General features: G+C 71.5%; 15 protein-coding genes. 6 read left to right on the top strand and 9 right to left on the bottom strand.

Going from position 1 to position 18,421, the window contains the following annotated elements:
- The first annotated feature begins 19 nt into the window (after positions 1-19).
- Positions 20-679, top strand: coding sequence for a TetR/AcrR family transcriptional regulator (locus ASG29_RS03555; protein WP_055980149.1), 660 nt, complete (start codon positions 20-22; stop codon positions 677-679).
- 22 nt (positions 680-701) lie between these two features.
- Complete coding sequence (locus ASG29_RS03550) at positions 702-2,717, top strand: PAS domain-containing sensor histidine kinase (RefSeq protein ID WP_055980145.1); 2,016 nt, start codon at positions 702-704, stop codon at positions 2,715-2,717.
- Here ASG29_RS03550 and ASG29_RS03545 read toward each other — a convergent pair.
- Positions 2,699-4,057, bottom strand: a complete 1,359-nt coding sequence (locus ASG29_RS03545) for an ABC1 kinase family protein (RefSeq protein ID WP_055980142.1) — start codon at positions 4,055-4,057, stop codon at positions 2,699-2,701. The genes ASG29_RS03550 and ASG29_RS03545 overlap by 19 nt on opposite strands.
- Positions 4,058-4,193: 136 nt before the next feature.
- Here ASG29_RS03545 and ASG29_RS03540 point away from each other — a divergent pair, with 136 nt between their 5' ends.
- Positions 4,194-5,999, top strand: coding sequence for a DUF885 domain-containing protein (locus ASG29_RS03540; protein WP_055980139.1), 1,806 nt, complete (start codon positions 4,194-4,196; stop codon positions 5,997-5,999).
- Positions 6,000-6,096: 97 nt separating this feature from the next.
- Here ASG29_RS03540 and ASG29_RS03535 read toward each other — a convergent pair whose 3' ends face one another.
- The 5 genes from ASG29_RS03535 to ASG29_RS03515 form a co-directional block, all read right to left on the bottom strand.
- Positions 6,097-6,636 carry a pseudouridine synthase gene (locus ASG29_RS03535; protein ID WP_055980136.1) on the bottom strand — a complete coding sequence of 180 codons (540 nt, stop codon included), beginning with the start codon at positions 6,634-6,636 and terminating at the stop codon, positions 6,097-6,099.
- Complete coding sequence (locus ASG29_RS03530) at positions 6,633-8,246, bottom strand: NAD(P)/FAD-dependent oxidoreductase (RefSeq protein ID WP_055980132.1); 1,614 nt, start codon at positions 8,244-8,246, stop codon at positions 6,633-6,635. Before ASG29_RS03530 ends, ASG29_RS03535 begins: the two co-directional genes overlap by 4 nt.
- A 55-nt stretch (positions 8,247-8,301) precedes the next feature.
- Positions 8,302-8,955, bottom strand: coding sequence for a heme exporter protein CcmB (locus ASG29_RS03525; RefSeq protein ID WP_055980129.1), 654 nt, complete (start codon positions 8,953-8,955; stop codon positions 8,302-8,304).
- An 82-nt stretch (positions 8,956-9,037) separates the two neighbouring features.
- Positions 9,038-9,613: a heme ABC exporter ATP-binding protein CcmA gene (gene ccmA, locus ASG29_RS03520; RefSeq protein ID WP_055980126.1), complete on the bottom strand. Its 576-nt coding sequence runs from the start codon at positions 9,611-9,613 to the stop codon at positions 9,038-9,040.
- Positions 9,610-10,020: a metallopeptidase family protein gene (locus ASG29_RS03515; RefSeq protein ID WP_235532747.1), complete on the bottom strand. Its 411-nt coding sequence runs from the start codon at positions 10,018-10,020 to the stop codon at positions 9,610-9,612. The genes ccmA and ASG29_RS03515 overlap by 4 nt, the downstream gene beginning before the upstream one ends.
- Before the next feature lie 47 nt (positions 10,021-10,067).
- On the opposite strand from ASG29_RS03515, the gene ASG29_RS03510 reads away from it, so the two are divergent.
- Entirely contained in the window at positions 10,068-10,361 is a 294-nt protein-coding gene (locus tag ASG29_RS03510; RefSeq protein ID WP_055980116.1) for a 4a-hydroxytetrahydrobiopterin dehydratase, read from the top strand.
- Positions 10,362-10,538: 177 nt separating this feature from the next.
- On the opposite strand, the gene ASG29_RS03505 is transcribed toward ASG29_RS03510, so the two are convergent.
- The gene (locus tag ASG29_RS03505) at positions 10,539-11,318 is read right to left on the bottom strand and encodes an SDR family oxidoreductase (protein WP_055980113.1); all 780 of its coding nucleotides are present in this window, start codon (positions 11,316-11,318) and stop codon (positions 10,539-10,541) included.
- A 52-nt stretch (positions 11,319-11,370) separates the two neighbouring features.
- On the opposite strand from ASG29_RS03505, the gene ASG29_RS03500 reads away from it, so the two are divergent.
- Both ASG29_RS03500 and ASG29_RS03495 read left to right on the top strand, forming a co-directional pair.
- Positions 11,371-12,135 (top strand): ATP-binding cassette domain-containing protein, encoded by a 765-nt coding sequence (locus ASG29_RS03500; RefSeq protein WP_055980110.1) that lies wholly within the window; start codon positions 11,371-11,373, stop codon positions 12,133-12,135.
- Positions 12,132-13,640, top strand: a complete 1,509-nt coding sequence (locus ASG29_RS03495; RefSeq protein WP_055980108.1) for an ABC transporter permease/substrate-binding protein — start codon at positions 12,132-12,134, stop codon at positions 13,638-13,640. Before ASG29_RS03500 ends, ASG29_RS03495 begins: the two co-directional genes overlap by 4 nt.
- Before the next feature lie 105 nt (positions 13,641-13,745).
- On the opposite strand, the gene ASG29_RS03490 is transcribed toward ASG29_RS03495, so the two are convergent.
- Positions 13,746-16,520 carry a hypothetical protein gene (locus ASG29_RS03490; protein WP_055980106.1) on the bottom strand — a complete coding sequence of 925 codons (2,775 nt, stop codon included), beginning with the start codon at positions 16,518-16,520 and terminating at the stop codon, positions 13,746-13,748.
- Positions 16,521-16,630: 110 nt separating this feature from the next.
- Positions 16,631-18,394, bottom strand: a complete 1,764-nt coding sequence (gene recQ, locus ASG29_RS03485; protein WP_055980105.1) for a DNA helicase RecQ — start codon at positions 18,392-18,394, stop codon at positions 16,631-16,633.
- Positions 18,395-18,421: the final 27 nt, after the last annotated feature.

Below are 18,421 nucleotides of genomic sequence, written 5' to 3'. Positions count from 1 at the left end.
AAGCGTAGGATGACGGGGCATGGAAGGGGATGGGGGCGCCAGGGAGGACCGGCGGCGACGGCGTACGCGCGCGGCGCTGCACGGCGCGCTGGAACGGCTGATCGCGCGACTGGATTATGCCGCGATCACCGTCAGCCTTCTGGCGCGCGAGGCGGGTGTGGGACGGCCGACCTTCTATCGCCATTTCGCGAGCGTGAACGCCTTGCTGGTCGATCGCCTGAACGACGATCTGGTCGAACAGCGCGCCTTGTCCGCGCGGTTGGTCCGCGACGGCGTCGACTGGTACGATGCGAACGTCGCCACCTGCCGCTTCGCGCTGGAACGGATCGCCGCCGAACCGCGCCTGTACCGCCCGCTGCTGGACGGGTCGTCCAGCACCAATGCGGTAACCCTGTTCAAGGACCAGATCGCGACGTTGCCGACCGTCGCACCGTTCCTCGCCGCGCAGGGGGACCCTATTGCCGAGGCGCTGGGGATCGGGACGGTCGCGGGCGCGGTCAGCGGCTTCCTGCTGGCATGGATCGAATCCGGGCTGACCCCGCCGCCCGCGGAGGCGAGCGCGTTTCTCATCCGGCTGCTGCCGTTGGGGAAGGGACGGTCGCCGGGAGGGCGCAATGCACGGCGGTCGTCGTGCCCGGATACTGGCGATCCCGCCGGGCCGCCGCTAGGAAACGGATAACAAAGGAAAGAAGCCGAGCCGAATGCGTGACGACACCGACGCTGCGACATCGGGTCCGGACCTGACCTTCATCGCCGGAGGGGGACAGGCGGGCGCACTGATCCGGGCGATGGACTGGTCGGCCACGGCGCTGGGGCCGCCGCACCGCTGGCCCGAGCCGCTGCGGGCGCTGGTCGGCGTCATGTTGGCGGCGACGCAGCCGATGTTCCTCGGCTGGGGCCCCGATCACGTGCTGCTCTACAACGACGCCTACGCCCCGATGCTGGCCGATCGGCATCCCGACGCGCTGGGGCGCCCCTTCTTCCACGTCTGGCCGGAAGTGAAGGCGGAACTGACGCCCCTGTTCGACCGGGTGGCGGCGGGCGTGCCGGTCCACATGGACGATCTCACGCTGTCGCTCGAACGGCCCGGACGACCGCGGGAGGCGCATTTCGCCTTCTCGTACCTGCCGGTGCGCGGCCGCGACGGCGACGTCGCGGGCCTGTTCTGCCTGTGCGTGGAGACGACCGATCGTATCCTCGCCGAACGCGCGCAACGCGCGGCCGATGCGTCCGAGCGCAACCGGTTGTGGCTCCATTCGGAGGATATGCTGGCGCGTGCCGGCTATGACGGGATCATGTCGGCGGTGAACCCGGCGTGGACGCACGTCCTGGGCTGGCCCGAAAGCCACCTGCTCGCCACGCCCTACGCGCATTTCATGCATCCCGACGACACCGACGTGACGCTTGCGGCGATCGAGGAGATGAGCCGGACGGGCCTGCCGACCCGGTTCCAGAACCGCATCGCCACCACGAAGGGAACATGGACCCCGATCGGCTGGACCGTCTCTCCCGAACCCGACGGCGTGAACTTCATCGCCATCGGCCGCGACCTGAGCGAGGACAAGGCGCGCGAGCGCGAACTGCTCCAGACGCAGGAGGCATTGCGCCAGTCGCAGAAGCTGGAGGCGATGGGGCAGCTGACCGGCGGGGTGGCGCACGATTTCAACAATCTGCTGACGCCCATCATCGGCTCGCTCGACATGCTGCTGCGCCGCGGCCTGGGGAACGATCGCGAACGGCGGCTGATCGACGGCGCGCTGCAATCGGCGGAGCGCGCCAAGACGCTGGTCCAGCGCCTGCTGGCCTTCGCACGTCGCCAGCCGCTCCAGCCCGCGGCGGTCGCCTTGCCCGGCCTGGTCGACGGCATGGCCGGATTGATGGGAAGCACGCTGGGACCGCGCATCGCGATCCGGGTGGAAATGGCGGACGACCTGCCGCCCGCGCAGGCGGACCCGAACCAGCTGGAGATGGCGATCCTGAACCTCAGCGTGAACGCACGCGACGCGATGCCCGACGGCGGCACGCTGACGATCGCGGCCGCGCGCGACAGCATTTCGTCCGACGATGCGACGGGATTGCGCCCCGGCCATTACGTGCGCCTGTCGATCGTCGACACGGGCGTCGGCATGGACGAGGAGACGCGTGCCCGCGCGATCGAGCCGTTCTTCTCCACGAAGGGGATCGGCAAGGGCACGGGCCTGGGCCTGTCGATGGCGCACGGGCTGGCGGCGCAGCTGGGCGGCGCGCTGACGATCGACAGCGCGCCGGGGCGGGGAACGACGGTGGACCTGTGGCTGCCGGTCAGCCCGGACGCCTGCCCTTCGACCGACGCGCCCGCCCCCACCGCGATCGCCGCCAGCGCGCGCGGCGTCGCTTTGCTGGTGGATGACGAGGACCTGGTCCGCATGAGCACCGCCGACATGCTGAACGACTTGGGCTACCACGTGGTCGAGGCGGCGTCGGCGGAGGATGCGTTGCGCCTGGTCGACACGGGCGTGGAGCCCGACGTGCTGGTGACCGATCACCTGATGCCCGGCATGAACGGCGAGCAGCTGGTCCGGGCCCTGCGCGCCGCGCGCCCCGCGCTGCCCGCGCTGATCGTGTCGGGCTATGCCGATGTGGCGGGGATCGCGGGCGACCTGCCGCGCCTGGCGAAGCCGTTCCGCAACGCCGAACTCGCCGACCGGCTGGCGGAGGTTCACCCGACCGGGCGGTGATCCCCGGCCAGCGCCGCCGCGATCTTCGCCCGCGCATCGACCCGCGCCTTCAGCCGGGTGGCGAGCAGCGCGGTGCCGCTGATCTTGCGCTGGACGAACAGGGTCTCGATCGGCGGCACGTGCCACGTCGCGCGATCCGCCGCCATCGCCATCCCCTGTTCGCGCAATCCCGCGACGAAGGCCCGGTCGCCGAAGTCGAACGCGGCGGGGCGGTTCAGCTCGGCCAGGATCACGTCCAGCATCCGGTCGACCGCGTCCGCATGGCGATCCACCGCAGCCTGCCCCAGGAAGCCCGCCGCCACCGCCTCGCGCGTCACCGCCCCCTTGTCCCCCGACAGGCCCGCGGAAAGCAGCCGGCGGTATCCGTCCGCCGTTTCCCCAGGCACGGCGCGCGCCGCGCCGAAATCGAGCAATACCAGCCGCCCCTTGTCCGGGTGGGCCGGGTCGGCCTGCCAGCGGTAATTGGCGAAATTGGGATCGGTCTGCATCACGCCCCAGTCGAACAGTTCGCGCAGGACCAGGTCCACCAGCAACCCGGCGGCACGGTCGCGCACCGCCTGCGCCGCGTCGACCAGCGTCTCCACCGCCACGCCGTCGACGAACGTCATCGCCAGCACGCGGTCGGTGGTGAACTCGGGCACCAGCGCGGGCACGATCAGGTCGGGCAGGTCCGCCACCAGCGCGCCGTAGCGCGCCAGCATCGCGCCCTCGCGCCGATAGTCCGCTTCCTCGTGCAACTGCCGCTTCGCCTCGCGCAGCAGCGGGACGACGTCGATCTCCTTCGGCAGCAGCCCGGACACGCGCAGCAGCGTGGCGACATTGTCGACATCGGCGTCGATGCTGTTGCGCACGCCGGGATATTGCACCTTTACCGCCACCTCGCGCCCGTCGGGCAGACGCGCGCGATGGACCTGCCCGATGGAGGCGGCGGCGACGGGATGCGCCTGAAAATGCGCGAAGCGGCCACGCCATCCCTTTCCCCATTCCGCCGCCAGCACCGCGTCCAGCTGTTTGGGCGGCATGTGGTGCGCGCGCTCGCGCAGGCGGGCGAGGATCGCGGTCAGTTCGGGCGGCAGGAAGTCGCCCCCGTCCATCGACACCATCTGCCCCAGCTTCATCGCCGCGCCGCGCAGGTGCGACAATTGATCCGCGACGCGCGTGGCGTTGGCGGGGGTCAGCATCAGGTCGCCCATCCTGGGCCGCTCCCCCGCCGCGATCCGGCGCGCGCCCTCCGCCACCATGCCGCCCGCCAGCCCGCCCGCGAGCTTCCCGAACGACCCCAGCCGCGAAAGGCGTCCGCTGGGCACCCTGCTCGATCGCGCAGTGACGTCGTCATCCATGTTTTCAAACCCTTGGCCGCCGGGATCGTGACTGCGACGGATATGGTGCCGGGGCATGGCCGATACATCGCCCATCGCTCGACAAAGGTCCGGCCATCCGCCAGCGTGATCCGCGACACAGCCTTCGGGAGTATCCATGCGCCGCCGTCAGTTCCTCGCCTCCGCCAGCCTCGCGACCGCCGCGACCGCCCTTCCCCGCATCGCCGCCGCCGCCCCGGGCGCGCGCGACGCCGATCTGCGCGCCCTGCTCGACCGCTTCTTCTACGCGCGTCTGGACGACAATCCGGAGGGCGCGACCTCGCTCGGCCTCGACACCGGTCCGCGCGCCGCGCTGCGATCGAAGCTGGGCGACGGCAGCCGCGCGGGCGAGCGGCGGCAGTTCGCGCGCGCGAAGCAGGAGATGGCCGCGCTGAAGGCGATCCCGCGCGATGCGCTCGGCGACGCGGCGAAGCTGGATTACGACATCGTCCTGTACAGCCTCGACCGTGTCGTCGCGGGCGAACGCTACGGCTACGGTGCCAGCGCGGGGCGCTACGCCCCCTATGTCCTGACGCAATTGACCGGCGCGTATCGCGACGTGCCCGATTTCCTGGCGAACCAGCACCGCATCAGGGACGCCGCCGACGCCGACGCCTATGTCGCGCGCGTCGCCGCCTTCGCCGGCGCGATCGAGGACGAGACGGTACGCCAGCGCGAGGATGCGGCCAAGGGCGTGTTCGCGCCCGACTATATCCTCGACACCACGCTGAAGCAGCTGGACGCGGTACGCGGAAAGGCGCCGGAGGCGACCGGCCCCGCCACCGATATCGCCGCCAAGCTGAAGGCCGCGAACCTGCCCGCCGACCGCGCCGCCGCGGTCGACCGGCTGATGGCGGACAAGGTGTTCCCCGCGCTCGACCGCCAGCGCGCGCTGCTGACCGAATTGCGCGGACGCGCGACGCACGACGCGGGCGTGTGGCGGCTGCCCGATGGCGAGGCTTACTATGCCGCCGCCGCCAGCGCCGCGACGACGACCGACCTGACCGGCGACGAGATCCATCGGCTGGGCCTGGCGCAGGTGGCGGAGATCGGTGCGCGGATCGACGGCATCCTGAAGAAGCAGGGGATGGCACAGGGCACCGTCGGCGACCGGCTGGTCGCGCTGAACAAGCGTCCGGACCAGCTGTATCCGAACACCGACGCGGGGCGCGAGGCGCTGCTGGAACAATTGCGCGCGCAGGTCGCCGCGATGACGAAACGTTTGCCCGAACAGTTCGCGATCCTGCCCAAGGCGACCGTGGAGGTGCGCCGCGTGCCCGAAGCGATCCAGGCGGGCTCCCCCGGCGGCTATTACCAGGCCGCCTCGCTCGACGGGTCGCGCCCCGCGATCTATTTCATCAACCTGCGCGACACGTTCGACCGGCCGAAATTCGGTCTCGCCACGCTCAGCTATCACGAAGGCGTGCCGGGCCATCACCTCCAGGTCATGTCCGCGCTGGAAAGCCAGGACATCCCGCTGATCCGCCGCCGCGGCTTCTATTCGGGCTATTCCGAGGGGTGGGCGCTGTACTCGGAGCAGCTGGCGGACGAGATGGGGATGTACGACGGCGATCCGCTGGGCCAGGTCGGCTATCTGCAATCTTTGCTGTTCCGCGCCACGCGCCTGGTGGTCGACAGCGGCATGCATGCGAAGCGCTGGAGCCGCGAGAAGGCGACCGATTACCTGATCGCCACCACCGGCATCGCGCGCGGGCGCAGCCAGGGGGAGATCGACCGCTACACCGTCTGGCCGGGGCAGGCGTGCAGCTACAAGATCGGCCACACCAAATGGGTCGAGCTGCGCGACGCGGCGAAGAAGCGCGCGGGCGCGAAGTGGGACCCGAAGGAATTCCACCGCGTGCTGGCGATGGGGGCGATGCCGCTGACCGTGCTGGAACGCGTGGCACGCGAACGGTTGGGGTAAGCCTTCCCCGTCATCCCGGACTTGATCCGGGATCCAGAATTGCGGGCGATGTCCCTCGTAGCTCTCGACCCCGGATCAAGTCCGGGATGACGACGCCTCACCCCCGCCGCCACTCCCCCGGCGGCAGGCCGTCCAGCGTCCATTCCCCGATCCGCCAGCGCACCAGCCGCAGCGTCGGATGCCCCACCGCGGCGGTCATCCGCCGCACCTGTCGGTTGCGCCCCTCCCGGATCGTCAGCGACAGCCAGCGGTCGGGAATATTCCGCCGCACGCGGATCGGCGGATCGCGCGGCCACAGCGCGGGGTCGTCGATCCGCTCGACCACGGCGGGCTGCGTCGGCCCGTCCGCCAGCGTCACGCCGCCGCGCAGGCGCGCCAGCGCCGCGTCGTCGGGCTCGCCCTCCACCTGTACCAGATACGTCTTGGCCGTCTTGAACCGCGGGTCCGCGATCCGCGCCTGCAACCGGCCGTCGTCGGTCAGCAGCAGCAGCCCCTCGCTGTCGCGATCCAGCCGCCCCGCGGGATAGACCCCCGGCACGTCGACATGGTCGGACAATGTCGCGCGCGTGGTCGGCGATCCGCGGTCGGTGAACTGGCTCAGCACGCCATACGGCTTGTTGAACAGCAGCAACGTCACGCGCCCGCGATGCTCCGCGCCACCGCCTCCGCGGTCCTGATCCCGTCGACCGCGGCGGACAGGATACCGCCGGCATAGCCCGCGCCCTCGCCCGCGGGAAACAGGCCGACGGTGTTCAGGCTGTGCCCGTCCTCGCCCCGCGTGAAGCGGACCGGCGACGACGTGCGCGTCTCGACGCCCGTCATCACGACGTCGGGGTGATCGTAATCCCGGATCTGCCGCCCGAACACGGGCAACGCCTCGCGCATCGCCTGTACCGCGAAATCGGGCAGGCAGTGCGACAGGTCGGTCGGCGTCACGCCGGGGCGGTAGGACGGGACCACCGACCCCAGCGCGGTCGACGCGCGCCCCGCCAGGAAATCGCCGACGCGCTGCGCGGGCGCGCTGTAGTTCGATCCGCCCGCGACGAACGCCTTCTCCTCCAACCGTCGTTGCAGCGCGATGCCCGCCAGCGGGTCGCCCGGAAAGTCGCGCGCCGGGTCGATCGCCACGACGAAGCCCGAATTGGCGTTGCGTTCGTTGCGCGAATACTGGCTCATGCCGTTGGTCGCGACGCGCCCCTCCTCCGACGTCGCGGCGACGACGGTGCCGCCCGGACACATGCAGAAGCTGTAGACCGTGCGGCCGTTCGAGCAGTGATGCGAGATGTGATATTCCGCGGCGCCGAGGATCTCCTTCCCCGCCTCGTGCCCGAAGCGCGCGCGGTCGATCCACGATTGCGGATGTTCGATCCTGACCCCGATCGAGAACGGCTTGGCCTCCGCATGCACGCCCGCCTCCAGCAGCATCGCGAAGGTGTCGCGCGCACTGTGCCCCACCGCCATCACGACATGGTCCGCGGCCAGATAGCCGCCGCCGTTCAGGTGTAGCCCCCGGATACGGCGCCCGCCCCCCGCGGCATCGATGTCCAGCCCGTCGACGCGGGTGGAAAAGCGGTACTCGCCCCCCAGCTCCTCGATCGTCGCGCGCATGCTCTCCACCATCGTGACCAGGCGGAACGTGCCGATATGCGGATGCGCCTCGGTCAATATCTCCGGCGGCGCGCCCGCCTTCACGAACTCGGTCAGCACCTTGCGGTTCAGGTGCCGCGGATCCTTGATCCGGCTGTACAGCTTCCCGTCGCTGAAGGTGCCCGCACCGCCCTCCCCGAATTGCACGTTCGATTCAGGGGTCAGCACGCGGCGGCGCCACAGGCCCCACGTGTCCTTGGTCCGCTCGCGCACCACCTTCCCGCGCTCCAGCACGATCGGGCGGTATCCCGCCTGCGCCAGGATCAACGCCGCGAACAGGCCGCACGGCCCCGCGCCGATCACGACCGGACGACGTGCGTCGTCGGGCGCGGCGACCGGCGGGTGATAGCGCGTGTCGGGCGTCGGCTGCACGTCGCGGTCACGGCGGCAGCGCGCCAGCACCGTCGCCTCGTTCTTCACCGTGGCATCGACCGAATAGACCAGCGCGATGTTGCTGCGGTCGCGTGCATCATGTCCGCGGCGCACGACGGCGAAGCGCACCAGCTCGCGCGGCGTGATGCGCAACCGCTTGCAGATCGCGGCCGGCAACGCCTCGTCCGCGTGGTGGAGCGGCAGTTTCAATTCGCTGAGGCGGAGCATCCCCGCGCCCTTACAACGCGCGGCGACCGCCCGCGACCCGTTTCGGCGCGCCCGCCTATTCCATCCCGACCCGGATCGCCGCGCCCGCGACGAAGGGCGCGCCCGCGACCAGCAGCAGGCTGACCGCCGCCAGCAGCTTCAGCCCGCCCGTGGCCGTCCCGACGCCGGCGCCGCCGTCGATCGCCCCCGCGCCGAAGATCAGGAGCGGCACCGCCAGCGGCAGCATCACCAGCCCCGCGACCGCCCCCGCCCCGCGCAACCCCGCGACCAGCGCCGCGGTGGCGATCGACAAAGCGGCAAGGCCCGGTGTGCCCAGCAGCAGCCCCGCCTCGACCGCCAGCAGCCGGTCCGCGGGCAGGCCCAGCAACGCCGCGGCGACGACCGCGGCGAGCATCAGCGGCGGCGCGAAGGCGAGCCAGTGCGCCGCCATCTTCGCCGCCGCGATCCCGATGGGGGAATGGCCGCGGACGACCAGCTGGTCCAGCACGCCCGCTTCCAGGTCGGGCTGCACCAGCCGCTCCACCGGCATCAGCGCGGCGAGGAGCGCGGCGGCCCACAGGATCCCGCCCCCGACCCGCGCGAGCAGTGCGGCGTCGGGGCCGATCGCGAAGGGAAACAGGATCGCGACCAGCAGGAAGAACGCCACTGTCAACGTCGCCCCGCCGCCAGTATAGTACCGACGCAGGTCGCGCAGGATCAGCGCGGTCATGCGACGGTCCCTTGTGCTCCCGCGAAAGCGGGAGTCCAGACTGGGTCCCCGCCTTCGCGGGGACACACGTACGGCTTTACGCTCACAACGCCACCTCGACCGCATCCGGCAGCGCCAGCGGCTGGTGCGTCGCCACCACCACGACACCACCCCCAGCGCGATGCCGCGCGATCAGCGCCTCCAGCCGTACCACCGCCGCCACATCCAGCCCGGTCGCCGGCTCGTCCAGCAGCCACAGGTCCGCGCCCGACGCCACGACGCGCGCCAGCGCGGCGCGGCGGCGCTGGCCCGTGGACAACAGGCGCACGGGCACGTCCGTCAGGTCGTCCAGCCCCACATTTGCCAGCGCCTCCGCGACACGCCCGTGCGGATCGGGCGCGGGATCCTGCCGCGCCCAGAAGGCGAGCGCCTCGCCCAGCCGCCGTTCGGGATCGAGCGCGGCGTTCTCCGCCATCAGCGCGACGAACGCGGGACGCAGCAACGGCACGTTCGCCCACGCCAGCCCCCCCAGCACGCGCAACAGGCTGGACTTGCCCACGCCATTGGCCCCCGTCACCAGCACCGCGCCGCCGCGCTCCACCGCGAAGGACAGCCCCGCGACCAGCACGCGCCCGCCGCGCGCAACGGTCAGGTCGCGGACCGCCAGCGCCGCGCTCAATCGCCCACCGCCGCTTCCAGCGCGTGCATGTCGTCGTCGCTCAGGCCGAAATGATGCCCGATCTCGTGGATCGTGACATGCGCGACCAGATCGTCCAGCCGCACCCCCGTCTCGCACCATTCGGCCAGGATCGACTGGCGGTACAGATGGATGCGGTCGGGCATCGCGCCGCTGTCGAACGCGGATTTCTCCCCCACCGGACGCCCGACATAGACGCCCGACAGGTCCAGCGGATGCTCGATATCCAGCGCGGCGAGCGTCTCCGCGTCCGCCTCCTCCTCCACCAGCAGGACGACATCGCCCAGATGCGCGCGGAATGCCGCCGGCAGGCGCTCGATCGTGGCGCGGGCGTGCGCTTCGATCGCGTCGGCGGACGGGGCCGCTCCCAAGGTCTCTTGCGCGCTCATGCCAGCGGCCATACCCCTCGTGTCCCGTCGGCGGCAAGGAAGAGCGCATGGTCGAACAATTGAGCGAGGCGGAGCGCGCGGACGCGCTCGATGGCCTGCCCGAATGGGATTACGACGACAGCCGCGACGCGATCACCCGCACGATCGTCTTCACCGATTTTGCCGAAGCGTTCGGCTTCATGGCGCAGGTCGCGATCCTGGCGGAGCGGATGAACCACCATCCCGAATGGACGAACGTGTGGAACCGCGTCGACGTCCTCCTGACCACGCACGACGCGGGCGGCCTGTCGGAACGCGATATCGAACTGGCGGGCGCGATCGACGGGATCCTGGGGGGATAGCGACGAAGCAGAATGGGTTCGCGCGGAGGCGCAGAGGACGCGGAGGTGTTCGTCGCGCGGTAGCGCACCGAACCTCACGGCCTGATCGTGAAAAGATCCGGCGGCCCAGTACGCAACCCCTCTGCGTCCTCCGCGCCTCCGCGCGAAAATCATCTTCCTCGCGCTTTCGCGCCAACCCTAACGTCGCGGCGACCGCATCATCTTGCGCAGCCGCCCCGGCATCCACCGCGCCGCGAACGCCAGCCGCCGCGCGGTCTTGCCCACCAGCATATGGACGCGATCGCCATGGACCGCATCCCACGCCAGGTCCGCGACCGTCTCCACCGGCGTGAATTCCAGCCCCGCCTCCACCACGGTGTCGCGCGCCGACCGGTTGCCGCCGTCGACCGCGACCGACAGCAGGGGCGTATCGATGAATCCGGGCATCAGGCTGCGCACGCGGATGCCGTCCGCCGCCCATTCCCCGTCCAGCGCCTCCGTCAGTCCGCGCACCGCGAACTTCGTCGCGGAATAGGCCGCCAGGCCCGCCGAGCCGTAGATCGCGGAGGCCGACGCGGTGTTCAGCAGGCACGAACCGGGGGTCGCCTTCAGATACGGGTAGGCCAGCCGCGCGCCATAGGCGACGCCCCGGAAGTTCACGTCCAGCACGCGGTCCAGCGTATCGAGCGGCATGTCCCCGAACGCGCCGCCCGCCGCGATCCCGGCGTTGTTGAACAACACGTCCAGCCGCCCGTCGCCGCCCTCCACGAATTCCGCCAGCACATGCTCCCACTCACCCGCGTCGCGCACGTCCATGCGGTGGGTGCTGGTCCGGTCCGCGGGCAGCAGGGCGGCGGTCGCGGCCAGCCCCGCAGGGTCGATGTCCGCCAGCCCGACGCGCCAGCCTTCGCGCGAGAACCGCGCCGCCACCGCGCGGCCGATGCCCGATCCGCCGCCGGTTATCAGGATCGCCTTCATGCCCCGCCCTTCCGCTTGTGAACCGCGGTCCCATCCTCCATCGTCGCCTGCGATGCCAGTGACTTCCGCACCGACGCTCGCCTTCGACGCGGTCGTGAAACGCTTCGGCGACGGCACGGTCGCCGTGGACGGCGTATCCTGCACGATCGACGGCGGCTTCGTCGCGCTGGTCGGTGCGTCGGGATCGGGCAAGTCCACGTTGCTGAAGATGGCGAACCGGCTGGTCGTCCCCGATACCGGCCGCGTGACGATCGACGGCGCGGACGTGGCCGGCGGCCCGGCGTGGCGGGTGCGGCGCGGGATCGGCTACGTCTTCCAGAACGTCGGCCTGTTCCCGCACCTGACCGTGGGGGAGAATGTCGCGCTGCCGCTGCGCATCGCGGGCACGCCCGACGCGGCCAGGGCGGCGGCGATGCTGGACCTGGTCGAACTGCCCGCGGGGGTCGCGACGCGGATGCCCGCGGAGCTGTCGGGCGGGCAGCGGCAGCGCGTCGGCGTCGCGCGCGCATTGGTGACGGGCGCGCGGCTGCTGCTGATGGACGAACCGTTCGGCGCGCTCGACGCGATCACGCGCGAGACGCTGGCGCAGGCGGTGCGGCGGCTGCACGACGAATTGTCGCTGACCACCGTCATGGTCACGCACGACATGGCGGAGGCCCTGCTCCACGCGTCGCGCGTGCTGGTGATGCAGGCGGGGCGGATCGTCGCGGACGAGACGCCCGCCGCCCTGCTGGCGGGCGCGGGCGGCGATGCGGCGCAGGCGCTGGTCGCGGTGCCGCGCGATCAGGCCGCGCGGCTGGCGGGAATGGCGCGATGAGTCCCGCCGTGACGGAGGCGTTCGCCCGCGTGCCCGATCTTGCCGCGCAGCACCTGCTGCTGGCGATGTGCGCGCTGGCGCTCGCGATCGTGCTGTCGCTCCCGCTCGGCGTCGTCGCGGCGCGGCGGCCGGGGGTGGGACGCGTCGTGCTGGGCGTCGCGGGACTGGTGCAGACGATCCCCAGCCTGGCGCTGCTGGCGCTGTTCTACCCCGTCTTGCTGTGGATCGGCGGCCTGCCCGCGCTGGGCTTCCTGCCCGCGCTGCTGGCACTAACCCTGTACGCGCTGCTTCCCATCGTGCGGAACCTGGCGACCGGGCTGACCGGGCTGGACCCCGCGCTGATCGAGGCGGCGGACGGGGTCGGGATGACGGCGGCGCAGAAACTGCGGCTGGTGGAGGCGCCCCTTGTCCTGCCGCTCGTCATGGCGGGCATCCGCACCGCGGCGGTGTGGACGATCGGTGCCGCCACGCTGTCCACCACCGTGGGTCAGCCCAGCCTGGGCGACCTGATCTTCGCCGGGTTGCAGACGCAGGCGTGGACGCTGGTGATCGCCGGCTGCGTCTCCGCCGCCGCGCTCGCGCTGGCGGTGGACGCGCTGCTGGCCCTGGCGGAGCGCGGCGTGGCGCGGCGCCGTCCGTCGTGGACCTGGGCCGCGCTGGGCGTGCTCGCGGCGGCGACCGTGGCGGCGAGCGCGCCTTTGTGGTCGTCCGGCGAGAAGCGCGTCGTGATCGGCGCCAAGAACTTTTCGGAGCAATATATCCTCGCCCGGCTGATCGGCGCACGGCTGGAACGCGCCGGCTATCGCGTGGACTATCGCGACGGGCTCGGCTCCGCGGTCGCGTTCGGCGCGGTCGCGGGCGGCGACGTCGACGCCTATGTCGATTACGCGGGCACGATCTGGGCGGGCGAGATGAAGCGCACCGACGTGCCGCCCCGCGCCGCGCAGGTGGCGGCGATAGGGGACTGGGCGAAACGGGTACGCGGCGTGACCCTGCTGGGGTCGCTCGGGTTCGAGAATGCCTATGCCTTCGCGATGCGCCCCGGCGCGGGCATCGCGACGCTGGACGACCTCGCGCGCGCGGCGCCGACGCTGACCTTGGGATCGGACCTGGAATTCCTCGACCGACCCGAATGGGCCGCGGTGCGCGACGCCTACGGCCTGCGCTTCGCCGCCACGACGCCATACAGTCCCACGTTCATGTATCGCGCGCTGGAAAGCGGGCGCGCCGACGTCATCAGCGCCTTTTCCTCCGACGGCCGCATCGCGGCGGACGGACTGACCGTGCTGACCGATCCGAAGCGCGCGATCCCCGGCTACGACGCGATCCTGCTATTGTCCCCCCGCGCGGCCGGGGATGCGCGGATCGTCGCCGCGCTTCGCCCGATGATCGGACGCGTGCCGGTGGAGGCGATGCGCGAGGCGAACTATATGGTCGACCGCGATACCGACAAGCGATCCCCCGCGGTCGCGGCGGCGTGGCTGGCGGGGAAGGTGGGGCTTTAGTCTCGCCCCTGTATCCCCGCGCAGGCGGAGACACAGCGCCCAGCCAGGCGATAGCCGTTTGCCGTTGGAACCCTGGGCTCCCGCCGTCGCGGGAGCACGATGCGTTCAGAAGAAGATCTTCCGCACCGACAATCGCACCGTCCGCCCCAGCGGGTCGAGATACGCCGGCTGGAACCCGATCGGCACCGCCCCCGTCGCATCGGTCACGCGCTGCCGCTGGTTGAACAGGTTCGCCACGCTCAGCGTCACGCGGCTGCCGCGCAGCCACGGGTACTTCCGCACGAGGTCCAGCCGCTGGCCCAGGTCCGCGAACAGGCGCAGGTCGGCGGTGGCCAGGCTCCCGAAATCCAGCGTTTCGGGCGCCAGCGGGGTGCCGCCGTTCACGCGCGTCGCGCTGCGGAAATTGACCGACAGCCGCGCGCCCAGCCCATTGTTGGCATAGCCCGCCTGCCCCTCCAGCTCGTGCCGCGGCTGTCCGCCCGAACTGCCGATCGCATCGCCGTCGAGCAGGTTCAGCACCGGGCCGCCGTCCGCGATCGTGACGCGATCGGTCAGGTGCCAGGTGTGATACAGCGCGAATTGCACGCGCCCGCCGCCGCCTGCACCGCCGAACCCGCCCCGCCCGCCGCCGCCACGTCCGCCACCGCCGCGCCCGCCGAAGCGTCGACCGCCCTCCGCCGGGGCAGCCGCACCGTCCGTGGCCGGGGGCGCGCCTGCGCCCGCCGGCGGCGGGACCGCGCTGCCGTCGGGCTGCGTCGCGGGCCGCTCGCGCCGGGCTCCACCCGGCGGACGCAACCCCGCGAACGGATTGGGCCCGGTGCCCGCGCGGAACGCCTCCAGCTGTTTCTGCACCGTGGATTTCATCGCGAAGGACAGGTTGACGCCATAGCGCAGCTCGGATCGCTCGGTCCGGGCGAAGTTGATCGGTCGCGAATCGATCCGCAGCAGCGTGCCGTCGGGGGCGCGCTGGAACCGGTCGGGAAACGCCGCCTCGATCGCCGCACTGGCGGTGGGGAAGCCCGCGATCGCATCGTCGGTGCGGCTGGTGACGTAATTGGCGACGAAGCCGATGTCGCGCTGTGTCCACGGCTTGATGTCCAGCCCCAGTTTCACGACGTGGCGATCCTCGGCGCGCAGGCCCGGGTTGCCACCGGTCAGCGTCGTGACCGTGGCGGTGGTGCCCGTGACGTAATCGAACACGCGCACCCCGGGCGTCAGCACCTGCGGGTTGCCCAGCTGCGACGCGCCCGGCGCATTCTCCTCGTCCGTCACCGATACCAGTCCGCGGACGCCCACCACCGGCGACCAGTTCAGGCCGTAGCCGCGCGAAACCAGCGTGCCGAAATCGGACAGCCGCTCCACCTCCAGATTCCCGTTCAGCGACAAATTGCCCAGCGCGGACAGCGCCACGTCGCGCCGCGCGATCGGCAGGTCCAGGTTCAGGCGCGTGCTGGCGATGTCGCGCGCGATCTGCGCCGATTGCACGACGCCGAGGCGGGAGGAGCGGCTGGAGAAATCGTTGCTCGACGCGCCGATGCGGATCGAGGCGTTGGCGTCTCCCGCGGGCAGCGCGAACGCCGGTCCGCTGGCCAGCGCGTTCAGGCCGAGCGACGTGCTGCGCGACCGGCCGATATTGTCCGCCAGCCGCGGCAGGTCGATCGCGCCATAGGGATTGGCGCCCGCATCCCCGGCCGCCAGCCGCGCGTTGAACGCGCTCGGGTCCAGCCCGGTCTGCGTCACGGTATCGCTGGCGTTGCGGTCCGCATTGCCCGTGACGGTCCAGCGCCAGCGCCCGGCGTCGCCGTTCAGCGTCGTGCCCAGGTGCAGGTCCGTGCTCTCCCCGCGCTGCTCCAGCGCGCCCGGCACGTCGAACGCGCGCGCGACCGTGACCGGTGCGGCGAAGGGGGAATAGGGATTGCCCGCGGGCAGCGACAGCGAGGCGGTGGGAAGGCCGCGATCCGCCTGCGTCCGGTTATGCTCCGCGGTGGCGTTGACCGAAAAGGCGACGTTGCCGAAGACGCTGGTGGCATAGGTGCCGTTCGCCGCCGCGGTCCGCGTATCGGGCAGCAGCGTGCGGAAGCGCGCCTGGTCCGTGGTCGATGCCGCCGGGGTGAAGTCCGACAACGCGGGCGGGCGCGTCGCCGCGACCGCGGGAACGCCCGCCACATTGCCCAGCCCGGGGGCGAGCGCGGCGCCGCCCGCGCCGACGACGTTGCCGGGGACGGAAAAATCGGTCGCCTGCTGGCGCACGTCGCGCTCCGCCTCGGTCAGCTTCCCCGCCTGCGTATGTTCCAGGTGCAGGTTGACGCGATCGCCGCCGCGGATGCGCAGCAGGTCGACCTCCGCCTCCGGCTGCTGCCGCCCGCCGTCGGTGGCGACGCGGTGGTCCAGTTCCACCGTCGCGGCGCGGAAGCGGTTGCGCAGGACGAAGTTCACCACGCGCTGGTCGGCGCGATAGCCGTATTTCAGCGCGACTTCCTCCGGCAGGATGTCGACGCGCAGGATCGCCTCGGTCGGCAGGTCGCGGATCTCCTGGAATCCCGACACGCGCCGCCCGTTGACCAGCACCACCGGCGGCCCGCCCGATCCCCGCCCCGACCGCGTCTGCGGCGCCAGCTCGGTCAGCAGTTCGGCGACCGATCCCACGCCGTAGCTGCGGATGTCCGCGGGCGACAATTGCAGTTCGGGCGTGATGTCCCCCGCCACCGCGCCCGGTTGCCGCGCGCCGGTGACGACGAGGTCCGCGGCTTCCTCCTCCCCCTCGACAGGCTCCGCCGCCTCGGCCGGCGCCTGTGTCGCGGGGGCGGGCGTCGTGGTCGTCTCCTGCGCGGACGCGGGCGTGGCCGCGCTGGCGAGAAGCAGGAAACCCAAGGCACGCATGTCGTCACTCCCGTTACGAGGCGGAGCGCTACGGCCCGATTGTCGCATAATTATGCCCCGGCACATCATCGGCGCGGCCACGGGCGCAGAAAGCGCCTCCGGGGCGGCGCCTAATTCTCCCGCACCACCTTCAGGAACGCCGCACCATAGGCGTCCAGCTTCCTCTGCCCCACGCCGGTCAGTCGCCCCAGGTCGGACAAGGTCGCCGGCCGCGTCGCCGCGATGTCGCGCAGCACCGAATCGTGGAAGATGACATAGGGCGGCACCCCGGCCTCCTTCGCCAGATCGCGGCGGCAGCCACGCAGCGCCTCGAACAACGGATCGTCCGCCGGGTTCGCCTCCGCGCTTCCCTTGCGCGACCGGCGCGTGCGCGCGGGCGGCTCCAGCAGCGCGACCTCCGCCTCGCCCTTCAGGATCGCGCGCGCCGCGGGGCCGAATTCCAGCCCGCCGTGCGCGTTGGTCCGCAACGCGTCGCGCAGCAGCAGCGCCCGCCCGACCGGCTTCAGCAGGGTGCGGTCGCCCTCGCCGACGATGTTCCAAACCGACAATGCCTCATGCCCGTTCATCAGCGATCGCTCGCTCGACTTGCCGGTCAGCACTTCCTCGACATAGGTCGCGCCGAACATCTGCCCGGTGCGGAAGACCGCGGACAGATATTTGCGCGCCACCTCGGTCGCGTCCATCGCGCGCGGCGGGTTCAGGCAATTGTCGCAATTGCCGCATCGCTCGGGCGGATGCTCGCCGAAATGGCGCAGCAGGATCGCGCGGCGACACCCCGGCGTCTCGACCAAAGCGCCCAGCGCCTGCAACCGCGCGCGCTCGCCCGGCTGGCGATGCTCCTCCACCTCCCCGATCCGCTGCCGCGCGCGCGCGAAATCCTCCGCGCCCCAGAACAGGTGCGCCACCGCCGGGTCGCCGTCGCGCCCCGCGCGCCCGGTTTCCTGATAATATCCCTCGATCGACTTCGGCAGGCCTGCGTGAGCGACGAACCGCACGTCGGGCTTGTCGATCCCCATCCCGAACGCGACCGTCGCGGCGATGACCATATCCTCGCTCGCCACGAAATCCGCCTGGTTGCGGCTGCGCACCGCGGGGTCCAGCCCGGCGTGGTACGCGCGCGTCGGCCGCCCCGTCGCCGCCAGCGCGGCGGCCAGCTTCTCGGTCGCGGCGCGCGTCTGGGCGTAGACGATGCCGGGACCGGGCGTCGCGCGGACCAGGTCGATCAACTGCCGCGTGGTATTGTCCTTCGGGCTGATCGCATAGCGGATGTTGGGCCGGTCGAAGCCCGCGACGATCATCCCGTCGTCGGGGATGCCCAGCTGTTCCAGGATGTCGGCGCGCGTGTGCGCGTCCGCGGTCGCGGTCAGCGCCAGCCGGGGCACATCCGGGAACAGGTCCAGCAACGGCCGCAGCAGGCGATAGTCGGGGCGGAAATCATGCCCCCATTCGCTGACGCAATGCGCCTCGTCGATCGCGAACATCGACACCCGCCCGCGTTGCAGCAGGTCGCGGAAATCCGCCCCCGACGCCCGCTCCGGCGCGATGTACAGGAGGTCCAGGTCGCCATCCAGGAACCGGCCCCGCGTCTCCGCCCGGTTCTCGTCCACGGATGTCAGCGTCGCGGCGCGGATGCCCACCGCGGTCGCGGCGCGCAGCTGGTCGTGCATCAGCGCGATCAGGGGACTGACGACGACGCACGTCCCGTCGAGCATTACCGCGGGCAATTGATACGTCAGCGACTTGCCCGCCCCCGTCGGCATCACCGCCAGCGTCCGCCGCCGCGCCAGCACGCGGTCCACCACCTGCCGCTGCACGCCGCGGAAATCGGGGAAGCCGAAGATACGGTGGAGGTCGGGAAGGGGATCGGGGGCCATCGTCGGGCTTCCTCTAGGGGTGCGCCG

It is taken from the genome of Sphingomonas sp. Leaf412 (genome assembly GCF_001425405.1).
Lineage (GTDB): Bacteria > Pseudomonadota > Alphaproteobacteria > Sphingomonadales > Sphingomonadaceae > Sphingomonas.
This window is presented reverse-complemented; position numbering and strand designations above follow the sequence as displayed.